The sequence below is a fragment of the Nocardia aurantia genome (assembly GCF_009604425.1).
Lineage (GTDB): Bacteria > Actinomycetota > Actinomycetes > Mycobacteriales > Mycobacteriaceae > Nocardia > Nocardia aurantia.
In genome coordinates this window covers 778,608-797,081 of record NZ_WEGI01000001.1, presented here as the reverse complement: position 1 = coordinate 797,081, position 18,474 = coordinate 778,608, and the positions used below count along the sequence as shown (strand labels likewise).

The 18,474-nt window shown below is 70.0% G+C and carries 16 protein-coding genes; 5 read left to right on the top strand and 11 right to left on the bottom strand.

Translation table 11 applies throughout. The features are described 5' to 3' along the window. Nucleotides 1-76: 76 nt before the first annotated feature. Entirely contained in the window at nt 77-1,351 is a 1,275-nt protein-coding gene (gene egtA, locus NRB56_RS03195; protein ID WP_153338900.1) for an ergothioneine biosynthesis glutamate--cysteine ligase EgtA, read from the bottom strand. A gap of 226 nt (nt 1,352-1,577) precedes the next feature. Further along, a complete protein-coding gene (locus NRB56_RS03190) occupies nt 1,578-2,549 on the bottom strand; it encodes a zinc-binding dehydrogenase (RefSeq protein WP_153338899.1) in 972 nt (323 codons plus the stop codon). 149 nt (nt 2,550-2,698) lie between these two features. Here NRB56_RS03190 and NRB56_RS03185 point away from each other — a divergent pair, with 149 nt between their 5' ends. From NRB56_RS03185 to NRB56_RS03175, 3 genes are all read left to right on the top strand, one after another. Then, on the top strand, nt 2,699-3,253 hold the full coding sequence (locus tag NRB56_RS03185; protein WP_153338898.1) for a TetR/AcrR family transcriptional regulator: 555 nt from the start codon (nt 2,699-2,701) through the stop codon (nt 3,251-3,253). Nucleotides 3,254-3,297: 44 nt separating this feature from the next. Then, nucleotides 3,298-4,494, top strand: coding sequence for an aminotransferase class V-fold PLP-dependent enzyme (locus NRB56_RS03180; protein ID WP_319942474.1), 1,197 nt, complete (start codon nt 3,298-3,300; stop codon nt 4,492-4,494). 80 nt (nt 4,495-4,574) lie between these two features. Further along, nucleotides 4,575-5,102, top strand: a complete 528-nt coding sequence (locus tag NRB56_RS03175; RefSeq protein ID WP_153338897.1) for a pyridoxamine 5'-phosphate oxidase family protein — start codon at nt 4,575-4,577, stop codon at nt 5,100-5,102. A 3-nt stretch (nt 5,103-5,105) separates the two neighbouring features. On the opposite strand, the gene pth is transcribed toward NRB56_RS03175, so the two are convergent. The 3 genes from pth to glmS form a co-directional block, all read right to left on the bottom strand. Further along, entirely contained in the window at nt 5,106-5,690 is a 585-nt protein-coding gene (gene pth / locus NRB56_RS03170; RefSeq protein WP_153338896.1) for an aminoacyl-tRNA hydrolase, read from the bottom strand. Nucleotides 5,691-5,711: 21 nt separating this feature from the next. Next, nucleotides 5,712-6,329: a 50S ribosomal protein L25/general stress protein Ctc gene (locus NRB56_RS03165; protein WP_153338895.1), complete on the bottom strand. Its 618-nt coding sequence runs from the start codon at nt 6,327-6,329 to the stop codon at nt 5,712-5,714. A 334-nt stretch (nt 6,330-6,663) separates the two neighbouring features. Further along, nucleotides 6,664-8,526, bottom strand: coding sequence for a glutamine--fructose-6-phosphate transaminase (isomerizing) (glmS, locus tag NRB56_RS03160; RefSeq protein ID WP_153338894.1), 1,863 nt, complete (start codon nt 8,524-8,526; stop codon nt 6,664-6,666). 84 nt (nt 8,527-8,610) lie between these two features. On the opposite strand from glmS, the gene NRB56_RS03155 reads away from it, so the two are divergent. Continuing rightward, complete coding sequence (locus NRB56_RS03155; RefSeq protein WP_319942473.1) at nt 8,611-9,495, top strand: alpha/beta hydrolase; 885 nt, start codon at nt 8,611-8,613, stop codon at nt 9,493-9,495. 687 nt (nt 9,496-10,182) lie between these two features. Here the strand turns inward: NRB56_RS03155 and NRB56_RS03150 are convergent. The 3 genes from NRB56_RS03150 to NRB56_RS03140 all read right to left on the bottom strand — a co-directional run bounded on the left by NRB56_RS03150 (nt 10,183) and on the right by NRB56_RS03140 (nt 12,761). Further along, the gene (locus NRB56_RS03150; protein WP_153338893.1) at nt 10,183-11,628 is read right to left on the bottom strand and encodes a hypothetical protein; all 1,446 of its coding nucleotides are present in this window, start codon (nt 11,626-11,628) and stop codon (nt 10,183-10,185) included. Between the two features lie 25 nt (nt 11,629-11,653). After that, a complete protein-coding gene (locus tag NRB56_RS03145; RefSeq protein ID WP_153338892.1) occupies nt 11,654-11,974 on the bottom strand; it encodes a hypothetical protein in 321 nt (106 codons plus the stop codon). A gap of 460 nt (nt 11,975-12,434) precedes the next feature. After that, complete coding sequence (locus tag NRB56_RS03140; RefSeq protein WP_153338891.1) at nt 12,435-12,761, bottom strand: DUF6802 family protein; 327 nt, start codon at nt 12,759-12,761, stop codon at nt 12,435-12,437. A gap of 100 nt (nt 12,762-12,861) precedes the next feature. On the opposite strand from NRB56_RS03140, the gene NRB56_RS03135 reads away from it, so the two are divergent. After that, the gene (locus NRB56_RS03135) at nt 12,862-14,517 is read left to right on the top strand and encodes an ABC-F family ATP-binding cassette domain-containing protein (RefSeq protein ID WP_319942472.1); all 1,656 of its coding nucleotides are present in this window, start codon (nt 12,862-12,864) and stop codon (nt 14,515-14,517) included. Between the two features lie 4 nt (nt 14,518-14,521). Here NRB56_RS03135 and NRB56_RS03130 read toward each other — a convergent pair whose 3' ends face one another. Genes NRB56_RS03130 through NRB56_RS03120 form a run of 3 tightly spaced genes read right to left on the bottom strand, consistent with a single transcriptional unit; the run spans nt 14,522 to nt 18,392 of the window. Continuing rightward, nucleotides 14,522-16,678, bottom strand: coding sequence for a hypothetical protein (locus tag NRB56_RS03130; RefSeq protein ID WP_153338890.1), 2,157 nt, complete (start codon nt 16,676-16,678; stop codon nt 14,522-14,524). Beyond that, a complete protein-coding gene (locus tag NRB56_RS03125) occupies nt 16,678-18,072 on the bottom strand; it encodes a hypothetical protein (RefSeq protein WP_319942471.1) in 1,395 nt (464 codons plus the stop codon). Before NRB56_RS03125 ends, NRB56_RS03130 begins: the two co-directional genes overlap by 1 nt. Continuing rightward, entirely contained in the window at nt 18,069-18,392 is a 324-nt protein-coding gene (locus NRB56_RS03120; protein WP_319942470.1) for a hypothetical protein, read from the bottom strand. Before NRB56_RS03120 ends, NRB56_RS03125 begins: the two co-directional genes overlap by 4 nt. Between the last annotated feature and the right edge of the window lie 82 nt (nt 18,393-18,474).

The window sequence follows — 18,474 nt, the reverse complement described above, 5'->3', positions numbered from 1 at the left end:
GCATTCACGCCGCGCGGTGCGCGCACGAAGACAGGACCGGTGTGGTGACACTGCCTCGCCGCCGGTCCGGCAGCGCTCATGCCCAGCTTCCCGACGGCACCCGGTCGCCGGTCGGAGTGCGGCGGTGGGAGCAGCGGCGCGCGGCGGCATGCAATTCGGCGCGGGCGGTGGGTGCGGTGGCGGTGTCGGCGGCCAGAGTCAGCAGTTCGACCGCGGCCGAGCGGATCTCCGGATCGGCCAGCCCCACCCGGGCCGACTCGACCCAGCGGTCGACGGTCGCCGCGGCGACGAGGCCGGCCTCGGCCACCGTCGCGGGATCGGTCAGCAGCGCGGTGATCGCGTGCACCGGGACGGTCCAGCCGTCGCCCGGCTGGGCATCGAGGTAGCGCACCTCCAGATGACCGGAGGCGCGGACCAGGGGGAACAACGTGGTGAGGTGATAATCGAGGTCCTCGCGGCGGGGGCGGCGGCCGATCTCGTCGTCCAGCGCGCCGCACAGCCAATCGGCGAAGGTGGCGCCGGGCGGTGCCGCCCAATCACACTCGGGGCTCTCGGCGCCGCGCACGCACAACAGCGGCACGTCGAGGGCCCAGCGGGCGTATTCGGCGGCCGGTTCGGCCCAGTGCGAGCCCGGCGCCCGCACTCGCGCGTTGTCGAGCCGCAGCCAGGCGCGCATTCGCTGCGAGGCCCAGGGGCCCTCCGGTGCGCCGCTGAGGGACGGGGAGCAGGCGAAGGCGGCCACCAGCGCCGGGCCGATCGCGTACAGCGCGTTCCAGCGGGCGGCGATCTCGGCCGGGTCGGTGCCGGCGTCGACACTGACCTGCGCGGCCGCGGTATTGCACATCATGAGCGCGCCGAACGGTCCCAGCCGGCCGAAGGTGTTCTCCATGGCGGCGTAGCGCGGCAACCGCAGCACCCGCTGCGGCTTGCGCACCGCGTCGGCGGCGACGGCGTACATGCGGACGGAATGGGGTTCGAGAAGGTCTCGCAGCATCCGGGTGTCGGTGTGGAGCCGGTCGCAGAGTTCGACCGGATCGGCGTACGGAGCGCTGGACAGTTCGACCTGTCCGCCTGGCTCGACGGTGACGCGACTGCCCCCGGGCAGTGGAAGAGCGGGTGATTGCGGAGCGATGGAGGTGGGGGCGTACTGCCCCAGGGCGGTGGCCAGCAGCGCGGGCTGCGGCCTCGGCGCCGACGGATCACCGACGGCGGTGAGCCACTCGAGTTCGGCGCCGACCAGTGTCGGTGGGCCCTGTTTGAAGCACACTCCGCCCACATACGCCTCGGCCGCGGCGCGAGAGGAGATATCCGTACCGGTCTCGGCCGCCTGCTGTACCGCTGTCACTGCCATCGCCAACCTCCGCTCTGTGGCCGCCGAACCGGCGGCAACAGCCCGTCTTCCTGGTGCTGCGCTGCGTATCGAGCTGTGTCGCGTGTAACGGACCGGAAGGCGAGCTTCTTCCATCCGGACTCTCCGTCATACGTGTCCAACCAGGCTAACCGCGCCCTCTGACAAAAAATCTGTCCGATCCGTGACCTTGACGTGTCGTCGCTATTACTGTCCGGTCACACACCGGTCACGTGGAGAGCACGATCGCGCCGACGGTCCGGCGGTCCCCCAACGCCCGATGGGCCTCGGCCGCCCTGGTCAGCGGCAGCGTCGCGTGGATGCGGGGAACCAGACCGGAGCGGGCGGCCGCGGCGAGCGCCTGCTCGGCGTCGGCGCGTTGCCGGGCCTCCGATGTGCGGAACACCACGCCCAGTGGGCCCGTCAGGGTGAGACCGCGCTGTCCCAGTCGCAGCGTCGCCAGATCCACCACAGGCCATCGTCCGGACGCGAACCCGTACAGCCCGATCCGCCCGCAGTCGGCCACGAGCGTGAACGCGGCCTCCGCCACCTCCCCGCCGACGCCGTCGAGGAGCAGGTCCACCCCGCGACCGCCGGTGAGCTCCCGGGCTCGATCGGTCCAGCCACCGGCGGTGTAGTCGACCACCGCGTCGGCCCCGAACCCGGTTGCCGCCGTGAGCTTTCCGCCGCTCGCCGCGGCGAGAACGGTCGCCCCCACGGCCTTCGCCGACTGCACCAGCAGCGACCCGATCCGCCCCGCCGCCGCCGTGATCAGCACGGTGTCGGACCGGTCGAGGCGCATCGTGCTCAGCAACCCGCGGGCCACCGCGCCGGCCTGGAACACGGTGAGCGCCACCGCGAGATCCAGCCCGTCCGGCACCGGGAAGGTGTAGGCGGCGGGCGCCACGGCCAGCTCGGCGTACCCGCCGGACTGCCCGGCCGTCGTCGCGACCACGATGCGGCCCAGCAGTTCCGCGCCGACGCCGGCACCCACCGCCGCCACCCGCCCGGCCACCTCGACCCCCGGAATCCACGGCAACGGGAACGGGTACCGGCCGGACCGCACGATGGTGTCCCCGAAGCCGACCCCGGCCAGCCGCACCGCCACCAGCACCTGACCCGGGCCGGGTGCCGGATCGGGGACCTCGGCCACCGTCAGCACCTCCGGGCCGCCGAACCGCCATACCAGCACAGCACGCATCGGCACACTCCTCCCTCGAAATTTGACAGACTGCATGGAATGAGACAACTTGTCTCATCGAGAACGGCCCGTTCAGTGTCGATCGGTGACCACGGGCCGGACAAGGGCCGGATCGGCCCGACTGTCCCGAACGAGACGAGGAGGCGAAAATGTCTCGCTCACAACCGGTTCCGATGCCGAACGTCCGGGTCCGCCGCACCCGCGCCCTGCTGCGCGAGGCCCTGGTGGACCTGATCGAGGAACGCGGCTTCGAACGCGTCACCGTCGGCGACCTGACGACCCGCGCGATGGTCAGCCGCGCCGCCTTCTACCGCAACTACCGGGACAAATACGCGCTGGTCGAGCAGATCTTCGACGAGGCGATGGCCGAGATGATCGGCGAGCACACCAACGACCGGACTCCCGGCGAACGCTGGGCCGGCTTCTTCCGGCACGTCGACACCTACCACCGGTTGTATCGAGCGCTGCTGGGCCGCAAGGGAAGTCCGTGGTTCGCCGACCGCATGCGGTCCGCGCTGGCCGACATGACCACCGGGCACTTCCCCGGCCACACCGCCGACGAGCTGGTGCCGACCGTGCTGGCCGGGATGTTCGTGCAGTCGGTCGTGTGGTGGCTGGACCGGGATCGTCCCTGCTCGCCGGAGGAGATGGCCGCGCGCTCGGCCCGCCTGATCCGCGCCGTGCTCGAGAGCTGCGACACCTGATCCGCGACCGCACGGGTGCTCCGCGGTCTCCTATTGTCGATGAGGTGCTCGATCCGCAGCGGCTGCGCGCCGACATCCCCGCCTACGCCGACGCCTCCCGGCCCACGCCGGTGTTCCTCGACAGCGCCGGTTCGTCGCTACCACCGCAGGTCGTGCTCGACACCGCGATCGAGCATCTGCGGCGGGAGGCCGAGATCGGCGGCTATCGCGCGGCGAGCGAACGACTCGACGATCTGGCAGCGGTGAAAACCGCCGTCGCGACGCTGATCAACGCCGAACCGGCGAGTATCGCGCTGAGCGACAGCGCTTCCCGGGCCTGGTCCGACTTCTTCTATTCGGTGCCGCTCGCGGCGGGTGATCGAATCCTGTTGTCGCAGTCGGACTATGCCAGCAACGCCATCGCCGCCCTGCAGCGCGCCCGCGCGACCGGCGCGGTGGTGGAGGCGATCCCGGCGGCCGCCGACGGCCGCCTCGACGTCGAGGCGCTCGCCGGCATGCTGGACGAACGCGTGAAACTGGTGTCGCTGGTCCATGTTCCGACCAACGGCGGGCTGATCAATCCGGTCACCGAGGTGTCCCGGCTCGCGCACGGCGTGGGCGCGCTGGTGCTCCTGGACGCCTGCCAGTCGACCGGTCAGCTCCCGATCGATGTCGCCGCGCTCGAGGTCGACGCACTGTCGGCCACCGGCCGGAAATGGCTGCGCGGACCGCGCGGCACCGGATTCCTCTATGTCCGGCCCGATCTGGCCGCGACCATGGAGCCCGGACGCCTGGACCTGCACAGCGCGCAGTGGGTCGAGCCGGACGAATATCTGCTCGCTCCCGACGCGAGCCGGTTCGAATTCTGGGAGCACGATGTGGCGGCTCGGCTGGGTTTCGGCGCCGCGGTCCGTTACCTGCTGGATCTGGGCCCCGACCTGGTCTACTCCGCGATCGCCGACCGCGCCGCGCACCTGCGCGTCGCCCTCCCGGGGATTCGCGGCGTGACTGTACGCGACCTGGGTGAGACACGTTCCGGCATAGTCTCTTTCACCGTCGACGGCATAGCGCCCGTGGACGTCCGCGACCGGTTGCTCGAACGGAACATCACTGTCACCGTCAGCCACCGCGGCTCGACCCTGCTCGACATGTCGGCCCGCGGACTCGATTCGGTGATCCGTGCCTCGCCGCACTGCTTCGTGACCTTCGAAGACCTGGACCGCTTCACGGACGAAGTCGCGGCGGTAGCGGCGGGCCGCTGATTTTCTTCCGCACCGATGAGTCGGCGCCCTCGGCATCGTCCTATCAGCGACGGCCCGTCCCGGACAGGAAGGCGGCATCCATGCCCGCAGGTGAATCAGCGCTCGCAGCGGAACCGATCGCGAGTTTCGACGCCCGTTTCAGCGAACCCGATTCGGCGCCACCGCCGTGGTCGGCGGTGCGGGACGTCCTGGCCGGATCGGAGATGTTCTGGTTGTCCACCGTGCGCGCCGACGGCCGGCCGCACGTGACGCCCATCCCGGCGATCTGGCATCGCGACCGGCTGCACATCTGCACCGGCGACCAGGAGCAGAAGGCGCGCAATCTGGCGGCGGATCCGCGCTGCGTGCTGACCACCGGCACCAACACGCTGCGGGCGGGACTGGATGTGGTGGTGGAGGGCGAGGCCGTGCGAATCACCGACCGGGACACCCTCACGCAGCTGGCCCGGCTGTGGAAATCGGAGCTGGACTGGGATTTCGAGGTGGGTGACGATGCCTTCCGCGACGGCGGGAACCGGACCGGACTGGTGTTCGCCGTCGCACCGCGAAAGGTGCTGGCGTTCGGGAAGAATCCCTACACCCAGACCCGGTTCACGTTTTCGCGCTGACGCTCAGTGCAATTGGTTCTGCGCGGGTTCGAGCCCGGCACGCAGGAGCAGTTCGACGGCGTCGGCGGCCTCCTCGACGAAGACCGGCAGATCCTTGCGTTCGACGGTGGCGAACGGCTTCAGGACGAAATCGGCCGGATCCTGCCGGCCGGGCGGGCGGCCGATGCCGAATCGCACTCGCAGATAGTCCTTGGTGGTGAGCGCGCTGGACACGGACCGCAATCCGTTGTGCCCGCCCTCGCCGCCACCGCGCTTGAGCCGGATGGTGCCGAACGGCAGATCCAGCTCGTCGTGCACCACGATCACCTCGGTCGGTGGCACCGAGAAGAATTTGGCCAGCGCCGCCACCGGGCGCCCGGACACGTTCATGAACGAGCGCGGCTTGGCCAGCAGCACTTTGCGCCCGTCCAGCCGGGCCTCGACCAGGTCGGCGCCCGACTTCTTGTGCACGGTGAAACGACCGCCGACGCGCCCGGCGAGCACGTCGGCGACCATGAAACCGACATTGTGCCGGGTGCGCTCGTACTCGGACCCGGGATTACCCAGGCCGACCACGAGCGCCGGCCCGGGCGCCGCGGATTCGGTCATCGAAACAGCTGTGTGCCGGAATTACTCGGCTTCGCTCTCGGCCGGCTCGGCGGCGGCCGGAGCCTCGCCACCCTCGGCCTCCATCGCCTCGGCGGTCGGCGACGCGATGATGTTGACGATCAGCGCCTCCGCGTCACCGGCGAGCACGACGCCCTTCGGCAGCGGGATCTGACCGGCGGTGATCTGGGTGCCGGCCTCGATACCCTCGATCGAGACCTCCAGCGCGGTCGGGATGTTCAGCGCATCGACCTCGACGCTGATGGTGGTGGCCTCCTGGGTGATCAGGGTGCCCGCGGCGGCCTCACCGGTCAGGATGACGTTCACATCGGCGGCGACCTTCTCGCCCCGGCGGACGATCAGCAGGTCGGCGTGCTCGATGTAGCGGCGGATCGGGTGCACGACCACCGACTTGGTGAGGGCGAGCTGCTTGGTGCCGTCGATCTCGAGGTTCAGCACGGCGTTGGTGCCGTGCTCACGCAGGATCGCGGCGAACGCCTGCGCGTTCAGCGACAGATGCTTGGGGGCTTCGCCATGGCCGTACAGCACGGCGGGGACGTTGCCGTCACGACGAGTGCGGCGGGCGGCACCCTTACCGAACTCGGTGCGTACGGTGGCTTCGAGAAGGCTGGCGTCGGACATGACTAGATCTACTCCTACGGCTATCCGGGCGGTCTGCTGCTGGCCAGGGTCTGCCCTGGCAAAGGGTCTACTCGTCCGACGAAGGACCGATGGGACGACCGGATAGCCGAGCCACGTCGATCACGGTGAGGACACTGTCTGTGCCTCACCCTCGCCGAGACAACCTGGGAACAATAGCACGCCAACCGGGACGCCGATGAACGGCCCCCGCCCGATGGCGTGTGCTGTCCTCAACCTACTACCGCTGTCCGTTTCGCGCATCGGGATGGGCGGCCGGTCACTGCGAGACATCTCACACGGCTGTCCGGAAGGGACGCGGTGGCCCGCTGCCTGCCTATTCGACCGTGACGGACTTGGCCAGGTTGCGCGGCTTGTCGATGTCGTATCCGCGGGCCTGAGCCACCTCGGCCGCGAAGATCTGCAGCGGCACGGTCGACAACAGCGGCTGATAGAGGGTCGGCGCGACCGGGATCTCGATCAGATGATCGGCGAAGGGGCGCACGGTGTCGTCACCCTCCTCCGCGATCACGATCGTGCGAGCGCCGCGCGCCTGGATCTCCCGGATGTTCGACAGCAACTTCGAGTGCAGCACCGCCCGGCCCTTCGGCGACGGCATCACCACGATCACCGGCAGCCCATCCTCGATCAGCGCGATCGGACCGTGCTTCAACTCGCCGGCCGCGAAACCCTCGGCATGCATGTACGCCAGCTCCTTGAGCTTCAGCGCACCCTCCAGCGCCACCGGATAACCGACGTGCCGGCCGAGGAACAACACCGTCCGCTCGTGCGCGAACTGCCGCGCGATGGCCCGCACATTCTCCGCCGACGCCAGCACCCGTTCGACCAGCCGAGGCATCGCCTCCAGCTCGCCGAACTCGCGGGCCACCTCGTCCGGGTACTTGGTGCCGCGCGCCTGCGCCAGCGCCAGGCCGACCAGGTAGTTGGCGGTGATCTGAGCCAGGAACGCCTTCGTCGAGGCCACCCCGATCTCGGGGCCGGTGCGGGTGTAGAGCACCGCATCGGACTCGCGGGGGATCTGGGCGCCATTCGTATTGCAGATCGCCAGGACCCGGGCCTTCTGCTCCTTGGCGTGCCGCACCGCCTCCAGAGTGTCGGCGGTCTCGCCGGACTGCGAGATCGCCACCACCAGCGTGGACCGATCCAGCACCGGATCGCGGTACCGGAATTCGCTGGCGAGCTCCACCTCGACCGGCAGCCGGGTCCAGTGCTCGATCGCGTACTTGGCCAGCAGGCCCGCGTGATACGAACTGCCGCAGGCGACCACGAACACCTTGTCGAACTCGCGTAGCTCCTGGTCCGCGAGCCGCTGCTCGTCCAGCACGATCCGGCCGCCGGCGAAATGCCCGATCAGGGTGTCGGCGACACCGACCGGCTGCTCCTCGATCTCCTTCAGCATGAAGTAGTCGTGGCCGCCCTTCTCGGCGGCGGCCAGATCCCAGTCGATCGTGAACGGCCGGGTCGGCACGTCGGCGCCACCGTGGAAGTCGGTGACCGTATAGCCGTCGGCGGTGATCACCACCGCCTGGTCCTGGCCCAGTTCCACGGCCTCGCGGGTGTGCTCGATGAACGCGGTGACGTCCGAGGCGATGAACATCTCGTTCTTGCCGACACCCACCACCAGCGGGGTGGAGCGGCGGGCCGCCACGATCGTGCCCGGATGATCGGCATGCGTGAAGACCAGCGTGAACGCGCCCTCGAGCCGCCGCAGCACGGTCAGCGCGCTGCCGACGAAATCACCGGCGGTCGGGCCCGATTCGTAGGCGCGCGACACCAGGTGCACCGTGACCTCGGTGTCGGTGTCGCTGCTCAACTCCACACCGGCGTCCTCGAGCTCACGGCGCAGCGGGACGAAATTCTCGATGATGCCGTTGTGCACCACCGCCACCTTCCCGGTGGTGTCCCGGTGCGGGTGCGCGTTGCGGTCGGTCGGCGCGCCGTGGGTGGCCCAGCGGGTGTGGCCCATACCGGTGGTGCCCGCGAACGCCGTACCCGCCTCGGCCAGTTCGGCCTCCAGATTCGCCAGCCGACCGGCCCGGCGCTCGACGCTGATGGACCCCGCGCCGTCCAGAATCGCGACACCGGCGGAGTCGTATCCGCGGTACTCCATGCGGCGCAGCGCGTCAACGACGACGCCGAGCGCGTCCCGATACCCGACGTATCCAACGATTCCGCACATGGTTGACCACCCTACTGGGAGCGGCGTTCGATTGCCGTGTCCGACGGCGACGCTTCGCGCTGACCGGCCGGTAAGGTTTCGGATGTGTCGGCGTCTGTGAAATCGCTCCTGAACCACCTGACGAGCCCCGGACCGCACCGGGTGCGCGCCGGCAATCTGGCCGTCGCGGGGCAGCCCGGCGTGGTCTTCACGCCCGAGCGGGGCACCGACCTGCCCGCCGTGGCCTTCGGGCACGGATGGTTGAGCGGGGCGGGCAGTTACGTGCGGCTGCTGCGGCATCTGGCCTCGTGGGGTTTCGTCGCCGCCGCGCCCGACTCCGAACGCGGCCCGGTGCCCTCACATCTGAACCTGGCCGGCGATCTGCTCACCACGCTCGACATCTGCACCGGGGTGCGGCTGGGCGACGGGCAGGTGACCGTGCATCCGGAACGAGTAGCGCTCGCCGGGCACGGCATGGGCGCGGGCGCGGCGGTGATCGCCGCCGCGCAACGGCCGGTCGGGGCCGTCGCGGCGCTCTACCCGGCGCCCACCGCGCCGGCGGCCGAACCACTCGCCGAAGGTATCGACACGCCCGCGCTGATCGTGGCCGGCGAGTCCGACATCGCCTCGGTGAACGGCAACGCGATCCCGCTGGCCCGCGCCTGGGCCGGACCGGTGGTGCTGCGCACGGTCGACAACGCCTCGCACAACGGCATGGTCGCGGGCCGCCGCATCCTCGCGACCCTCGGCGCGGGCAAACACGAGCCGCGAACCGAGCGCATCACCCGCGCGCTGCTGGTCGGCTACCTGACCTATCAACTGCTCGGCGACAAGGCCTACGAGGCGTTCGCCGACCCGGAGGCGAAACTGCCGCATACGAGCACCGTGGACCCGGCCCCCGCCGAGGCCGAGATCGAGGCGATCGAGGACGAGAGCCGGCGGCTGTCGGGGCGCCAGGTCGTGGAGTTGGTGCAGTTGCTGCGCAAATAGTCAGGTCCAGCGGGGGCGGTAGTACGGCTCCTCCGGATCGGACGGCTCCACCACTTCGTTGGCCCGGCGCGTGGCCGCCGATCGGGCGACTGCGGCGCGGAGTTCGGCCCGGCGCCTGGCCTGTTCGATTTCCGCGTCCGCCGCCGCTGTCGACGGGTGCGGCGCCGGGCGCGACCGATCCGCTGCGACAAGCGGATTCGCGTGTGGGTCGCGGGCGCTGTGCCGCTCGGAAACCGAGGACGGTTCCCCGACAGGCCGATTCTCGTTCGTGGACAGTTCGAGGGCAGACCGGCTTCCCTGCGCGAGCTGTTCGACTGCGGCGGACCGATATGCTTCCTGGTCGACGGGTGCCTCGGCAGCAGGCACGGTCAGCGGCAACGAATCCGGTTCCGGCTGTGGCGTCCTGGATTCGCGGTCGGGTCCGGGACGAGGACGCGGGGCGACACGAGAGTCCGACTGCGCCGGTGAATTCGGGTCGGCCGGGTGTGACGCTGCGGCCGAAGCGTCCAAAGCACCCCGACGGGCAGTTTCGGCCCGCTGGGCGGCGGCTCGGTCGTTCGCCACGGTCCGATGCTTGATCTCGTCCAACTCGTCGCGCAGCAGGCTCATCCGGTGAGCGTGTTCGGCCGCGTGGCGTTCTATCTCGGCCGCATAGTCCATGGGAACGATTCTCTCGCGGTCGAGTGCTCAGAGGGGCCCGGCTTCCGACAGATCGGCGCCACTGTCGAAAGGGCTCACGCTCGTCGGCGGATTGCTCTCGGCGGGAGGCAAAACCGGCTGCGGCTGCGGCTGCGGCTGCGGCTGCGGCTGCGGCTGCGGCTGCGGCTGCGGCTGCGGCTGCGGCTGCGGCTGCGGCTGCGGACCAGGTTGCCCGGTGCTGTCCTCTTCCGGAGCATTGTTGTCCGCCTGCGGTTTCGGGTCGCCGGAGGTGGGCTGATCCGTCTCGGAGGGAATTTCGGGTGGCGGAGCCGGCGCGCCGACAGTGTCGTCTTCGGTGGTGATCACCGGATTGCCGTGGTCGTCCAGCGTGACGGTGTAGGTCTTGTGATCGTCACCGTCGGTGAGATCCACGCGCAGTGCGCCGCCGGCGACGCCCACTTCGAGGTGACGCCCCGCGAGGTCGAATTCCGTTGTGGCCGTGACACTGCCGTCGGGCATCGGATGCGGTCCCAGGAACTGGTTCAACGCGGCGGTGGCCTGGTCGACTCCCTGCCGGACCAGGCCGGGCAGTTCCGCGACCTGCTGTCCGATCGTCGCACCGAGGTCGGACAGCAGCGGTTCGGCGGCGTTCGCCACCTGCCCCAGAGCGGCCAGCCCGCTCGCGATGTCCGGGGCCTGGAAGGCGTCGGGCCGAAGGTCCGCCCGGCGGTCCGCGCGAGGTGAACGAGCGGCATCGGGATGGTCGGCGGTGGTGCCGAAAGGCGCGCGGGACTCGGGCAGATCGTTCAGGGCCTGTGCCACCAGCTCGAAGTGCTGTCCGATGACGCTGCCGGTCCGCCGACAGAGTTCGGTGAAGATCCGCGTCTTGTTCTCGACATCCGGCCGGAATGTCGCTTCCAGCCAATCCGCCTCGTGCCCAACGGAATTCGACTGCCGAGCCAGGTACTCGTCGACCAGCCGGTGCACATCTTCGGGGGTCTTCCCACCGACAGTCGGCTCGCCGTGTTCGAGCAGTTCGAGGGCGGCGCTCGCCTTGCCGTAGACCGCCGAGCGCAGCGCCGTCACGGCGGCCCCGATCGCCGACGCTGCCTGTTGCGCGTGCCGTAGATCCGCCTCGGCGGCACGGAGCCGATCCGACCAATCGGTGGACACCAACTCCGCCGCTCGGCCACCGCTCCACACGCTGGGCAATCCGGCCGACAGCTGCCGCTGCGCATCCCACTGCTCACTCGCACCGGACAGCACTGTGGTCAGGTTCTGCTGGAGACCGGTGAGCTTCGCCAGGTCCATACCACGTTCCCGGTCGTATCCGCGCACAAAACCGTCTGTGCTGGAACCGATTTCAAATATCGGCCCGAAGGCTCGGCAATACTCCGGGTAGAAGCCGAGGAAATATCGCAGCCCGTACGACCCGTAGTCCAGGATGTCATCGACACTGCCCTGGGTTCCCGGGTCCCGATGAGGATTCGGCATCGCGCCCTCCCAAGTCCGATGCTCGTCAGTGGTCGCCGGCGCCGGCGACGCCCTGCGCATTGCTCTGCTCGGTGGCCGCATACGCGACAGCGGCGTCGTGCATCGCGGTCGCCATCGCAACGGATGCCGCACCCCACTGCCGCAGTCGCTCGGCGACCCGCTCCACGCCTGCGTGCAGGGCTACCCCCTGCTCCGCATAGTCGCGGCCGGCCGCGACCCCGGTACCGAATCCACTGTCGCCCAGCGGATCCGCGCACCGACCGAGTGCCTCGCCGGACAGTCGCACCCGATCGGCCATCTGCCGCAATCCCGTCGGGTCGACGCGAAGTTCATCCCCGCCGTTCATCGCCACCTCCGTCTCGGTTCGGTGCAGTTCGACGGCCATCACACCCGAGCCCTGCGTCCGTCCACGTACTCGTTTCGACGCACTCGACAGGCTCTCGGTTCCACCCGGCTCCGGACCGGTCGACGCCCATCGTGCCGCCGTCGGCCGTGCCACGTGGGATGAATACTCGTGATCCGAGCAGAGCCGGGCCGAGCGGCCCGGACCCACCCGGGAGGCGAGGTACCGGCCGTGTGACTCGCGCACTCACATTCCGACCGGCCCGGATCACGGTGCTGCCGGCGGGTGCCGGAAATACGACACAGCTTCGGCCGTGGCGCGGGACCGATCCGGAGCCGTCCCGCGCGAGCAGTGCCCGATCCCGGATCATCGCTCTCTCCCACGAACGAACACCGGTCGGGCCGGGAAGCGCGTGCGCCGAGCGCTGGTCAGATCCCGCTCCGCCTCTGGCTCACGGCGATGTTCACCGGCTCCGGTTCGCCGGTCCGGGGTCGCCGAGGTGGCCGCGATCGGTGCGCACCCATTCCGTGGTGCCGTCCGCGTGGTGGTGGAACTCCCAGGCCGAATAGTCACCGTCGGTGTCGACGATGGTGACGTGGTCGGCCTGGCCGTCGTGGTCGAGGTCGGTCCAGATGTCGAGGGAATGGTCGCCGTGCACGGTTTCCGTGTCGGCCGGGCCGCCGAGATCCCGGTCCGGGTGGTGCAGTTCCATCGCGCCGAGACCGCCGAGGTCGGAGTGGGCGTCGACGCTCGACAGGTCCAGACCTGGCAGATCCTCCGAGGTGATCATGGGTCCCTCTCACGGTGGGTACGGCGAGATGTCGGTCCCTATCGTGACATCCCCGTGGCCCGCCCGCAGCCGAGCGGTGGTCACCCGCCAGACTCTTCTGGTGAGCACGACACTGCACGCACACGGTCTGGCCGCCGGGCACGGTGAGCGAACCCTGTTCAGCGACCTCGATCTGGTGCTGGCTCCCGGCGACGTGATCGGGCTGGTCGGCGTGAACGGCGCGGGCAAGTCGACGCTGCTGCGCATGCTGGCCGAGCACGATCCGCGGACCGGGCAGATCACCCTCAGCCCGCCGGATGCCACAGTCGGCTATCTCGCGCAGGAGCCGGAGCGGATCGCCGGGGAGACGGTGCTGCAATTCCTGGCCCGCCGTACCGGGGTCGCGACCGCGCAGCAGGTGATGGATGCCGCGGCCGAGCGGCTCGGCGAGGGCGGCGACGACGAGTACTCCCCCGCGCTGGAACGCTGGCTCGCCCTCGGCGGCGCCGACCTGGAACAGCGCGCCGAGGAGGTGGCCGCCGATCTGGGCCTGACCGACCGGTTGCCCGACGGCCTGGACACGGCGATGACGGCACTGTCCGGTGGTCAGGCCGCCCGCGCCGGGCTGGCGTCGGTGTTGTTGTCCCGCTTCGACATTCTGCTGCTGGACGAGCCGACCAACGATCTCGATCTGGACGGGCTGGCCCGCCTGGAGCAGTTCGTCATCGCGGTGCGGGTGCCCCTCATGGTGATCAGCCACGATCGGGAATTCTTGGCGCGCACCGTGAATCGCATCGTGGAACTGGATCTCGCACAGCAGCAGGTCGGCGTCTACGACGGTGGTTACGAGTCGTACCTGGCCGAACGGGAGATCTCCCGGCGGCACGCGCGTGAGGCGTACGAGGATTACGCGGACACCCGGGCCGGTCTGGAGGCCCGGCAGACGATGCAGCGCAACTGGCTCGAACACGGTGTGCGCAACGCCCGCCGCAAGACCAAGGATCCGCGAAAGGTGGACTCCGACAAGGCCGGTCGCAAGATGCGGCAGGAGTCGACGGAGAAGCAGGCGTCGAAGGTCCGCCAGACCCAGCGCCGCATCGAGCGGCTCGACGCCGTGGAGGAACCACGCAAGGAATGGGAGCTGCGGATGGCGATCGCGGCCGCGCCACGCAGCGGCTCGGTGGTGGCGACGGTGTCCGCGGCGACGGTCACCCGCGGCGAATTCACCCTGGGACCCGTTTCGGCACAGGTCGATTGGGGCGACCGGATCGTGCTGACCGGCGCGAACGGCTCGGGGAAATCCACCCTGCTGGCGCTGCTGCTGGGAAAACTCCGCCCCGACACCGGAACCGCCACGCTCGGTTCGGGTGTCGCGATCGGCGAGGTGGATCAGGCTCGCAACCTGTTCCGCGGCAACGCCACCCTGGTGGACACCTTCGGCGCGCAGATCCCCGACTGGAACGAGGCCGATGTGCGCACCCTGCTCGCCAAATTCGGTCTGCGCGGCCAGCACGTGCAACGGCCCGACGACACCCTCTCCCCCGGCGAACGTACCCGCGCCGCACTGGCGCTGTTGCAGGCGAAGGGCGTGAATCTGCTGGTGCTGGACGAGCCCACCAACCACCTCGATCTGCCCGCGATCGAGCAACTGGAGCAGGCCGTCGAATCCTTCGACGGCACACTGCTCTTGGTTACGCACGACCGCCGCATGCTCGACAATGTCCGGGCCACCCGCCGCTGGCATCTCGAGCGAGGGCGGCTCACCGAATCGCACTGACCGGTCAAGCCCCGGCGATCGTGGTGATCAGGGTGCGCGCACCGGCGGTCCGGGTGGTGATGATCTGGGTGAAGGTACGCGGTTGCTCGCCCGGCTTCTGCTGGGTGAGCCGCACCTCCCACTGACCTGTGTCGGCGGCATCGCCGGCCCGGGTGATCTGCACGCAGTAGCGGGTGCCGCTCGGCATCTGATCGATACCGCGCTGGATCTGGTCGGCCGGTGGCACGCCGGCGTCGTCGGCGACGACCGCTCGCGCCGCGAAACCGGATCGCTGCACGTAGTAGGCGCGTTCGAACGCGAAGATGGCATCCGGCCCGCTGCCGGTGCCGCCCGGGTCGGTGCCGGAGGTCACGTCGGCGCTGTGCCGCTGCTCGCATCCCTCGGCCGCGATCGCCCCCGCCGGCGCGGCGGCGGTGGACGTGCCGGCGGCGCCGGTGCCCGCGACGACCGGCACTCGCGCCGAGGGCGCGGTGACCGTGCTCGGCGTGCGGTTCCGGGCGGTGTGGATGACGGTGAGCAGCACCGCCACCACGACGATCGCGAGTCCGAGCATGATCAGCATCGCCATCGGCTTGTCACCGCTGCTGCGTTCGCTGTTACGGTCGGCGCGACGCGGATGCCGCAGTCGCACACCGGCATTCCCCCCGGACCGATCGACGAGCGAGGGCGCCACGACATGGTCCTCATCCTCGTACTCGTCGCTCTCGTACCCGCGGACCGGCACATGCGCCGCGAGCTGACGCGGTTCCGCCCGCGGCACACTCACATCCAGCCACTGCTCCCATTCCCCGGACCGCTCGTCGTCCTCGTCGTCCGCGGACTCCGCCCATTCGCCGGACTCCGCTCGGGAGTACCCGTGCACCTGCTCCGGGAGATAACCACGCCGGGAGTCGTTCTCGGGATAACCGTGCTGCGAGTCCGCCGTATAGCCCTGCCCGGGCTCGGTCAGCGGATAATTGTGTTGCGGACCGCCGTCCACGAATTCGGGCCCCGGCCACGCCTCTGCCGCGTCTTCCGTTGCCGGCGAGCCATAGTCGTCTTCGGCCGGATACTCGGCGGCCCACCCGTGCGGCCGATCACCGTTCGGCGACGCATCGGACGTCACGTCGGAATATCCCTCGTACCCGGAATCCGGAAACTCGTGCCCCGCCCAGCCGGCCGCATCGCCGCGCCCGCTGTCCGAATCTTCGATCGAATACCCCTGCGCTGAAGCATGTTCCGGATACTCGGTCCCGTCGTCCGGACCCACACCGACAGCCTCGCCGTACCGGTGACCGGAAAACCCGTTCACCGACTCCGGGGAAGAGTCGTCATCCGCCGGATACTGCGGCGCGGCCGTATCATCCGAGTAACGATCAGCCTGCGCGTCGGTCATGTCCCGGCTCACCGGATCGCTTGTCGAATCCCCGTACCGCCCGTCGAGAGACTCGTCCGGACCGACGACCGAACCCTCGGCGGCCGAATCCGCTCGCACCGAACCGGTTTCCGAGTCCACAGCGCCGAACCTGTCCGCCACGCTCCGGCCCACCGGATCCCCGTGCCACGAACTGTGCCCGTCGGCAGCCGGCCCGGCCGAGCGCCCCGCGACCGGATCATCTTGGCCGGAACCGTCACCCACGCTCCGACTCACCGCGTCGGCCGCCGGATCCTCGTGCCACGATTCGGACCCGTTCGTGGACAAGGCGGCCGGACGTCCGGCTACCGAATACTGTCCCGCGTGCTCGTGCGGTGCCTCGGTCGAACGGTCGAACGATTCACCGTGCCGGGCATCCCCCGGCCACCTATCTGGCACGAACGCCGGTTCGGGGGCATCCGTTTCCGATCCGGCGACGGGCTCGGGCGTCGCACTGCCGCCGGGTGCCGGCGAAACCTCGTACGGCACATCGGCATCCGTCGGATCCCAGCCGCCCTCGTGCGGCCGGATCGAGACCGAACCGGGGCGATGCTCCGCATCGTGGGTACGGAGGATGTCCGCGGGAGTGACCCGCTCGGGCTCGACGATATCGGGGCGCTGTCGCCGGGGCAGCCGACGCCCACCGCGCCGCCGTCGAGGTGGACGGCGGGCGGGCATCCGCACCATCGGCAGACCGAGGTCGAACGGGTTGCCCGCCTCCTCGGCGGGCTCGTCCCCGTCACCGGGCTCGTCATCGGGCCGGGTCATCAGATCGCGTCGTCGCCGAAATCACCGATGACGGCGGCCGGGACCATCACCGCCTCGGCCGGGGTGGTCACACCGAGCTGACCGTCACGCGACTTGTGGTCCTGATCGCCACCGCTCGCGGGCGGCGGCATCGCGACACCACCGGTCGGGCCGGGCGCGGGAGCCGATTCGGGCGCGGCCGACCGCGCCGGTCCGGGGCTCGACACCCTCGGTTCCGGTTGCGCCGCTGTCGAATTCGAGCCACCGCTCGACGCCGGCGGATCGTCCGCTTCGACGCCGCCGGTGGCCGGGCCGGACAACGGGCTCTGCCCCGTCGAGGGCGGCGTCACCGACGTCGACGGCGCACCACCACCGAAGTCGATGATCGGCTTGCCGTTGCCGCCGTTGGTGGTTCCCGAATTGCCGGTGGCGGCGCCGTTGGTGGTGCTGCCCGGATGGATCAGCTCGGGTAGCGCCTTGTCGACCTCGCCCGCGACCACATCCATGGCGTGCGAACCGACCTCGGCGATCTTGTCGATCAGATGGGTGCCGATGTCGACCCCGGCGCTGATCGCGGCGGTGCCCACCTGCACGCCCGCCGAGATCAGCTGCTGCTGCAACTGCAACTGCGCGGCCTGCGCCGGATCCATCGGCGGCCCGTTGTAGTACTGCGCCGGCACCACCGAATTCTGGCCGTACTGATACGAATTCGACCCGTTGGATCCGTACGAGGGGTCGGGACCGCCGTACTGATAACTCGGGCTCGACTGGTAGCTCGGGCTCGAACCACCGTACTGATTACCGGGCCCGGAACCGCCGTACTGATAACCGACGGTGCTGGTGGTCGGGTTGGTCACCGTCAGCGGGCCCATCGCGTCGAGTGCGCGGGTGTGCCCGTCCATCTCGGTCTGCGCCGACTGCACCGTGGTGATGGCATCGCGCAGCGCCTGCGTGGCGCGGGTGATCACCGCATCGGTGTCCGGGGCCGAGTGCGCGCTGTCCAGGATGGTGCGCGCGTCGCGGCGGAAGTCGGCGATGATCTTGTCGACCTGGCCCGCGGCGCGTGCGCTGGTGGTGTGCGCGGCGGTCAGCACGGCCAGATAGGCCGGGCCACGGTCGGAGATGTCGCCGATCTGGGTCTGGGTGGTCCGCAGCGCCGGAACCGCCGCGTCGGCGGCGTTCGAGCTCCACGACGACTCCAGCGCGTGGATACCGTCGCGGTGCGGCGCCTCGGTGCCCGCGGCCTCGGAGCTCGCGCGCGACAACGCCGTGACGGTGGCCTGATCGGGCACGCCGGTGCCGTTGCCGAGCGAGGCGCGCAACGCCAGCAACGGCTGCACCAGCCGCGCCACGATCGGCGGATCGAAATCGAGATCGGTATAACCCACGCCACTCGTGGGAGCCGTCCTGGTCACGCGAGCACCTCCCCGGCCTGCGCGACGGCCGCGGCCGTCTCCTCGTCCCGCTGCCGGACCGCGCCGTCGTACCCGCGCAACACCTGGCCGTAGGTGGCGACCAGTTGTCCCGCCGTCGACAGCGCCTGGGCGTGCTCCGCCACCGCGGCGGCGAACCGGGTGGCGAATTCACCACCCACGACGCCCAATTCACCCGCGAGCCGCTGCGGATCCACTGCGCCGGCGGCCACGGCCGCGGCCGACGACAGCTGCTGCGACACGGAATCCGCGATGGATGTGTAAGCGGCCAGTGCCGCCGGATCGAGCTTCAGCGAATCCACTGTAGTTCCCCCTCACGGAAACCGTGTTTGCGAGATCCGGCTCCGCGTCCGGGGCCGGCGCTGTCGCTTGATATTTCGAGTC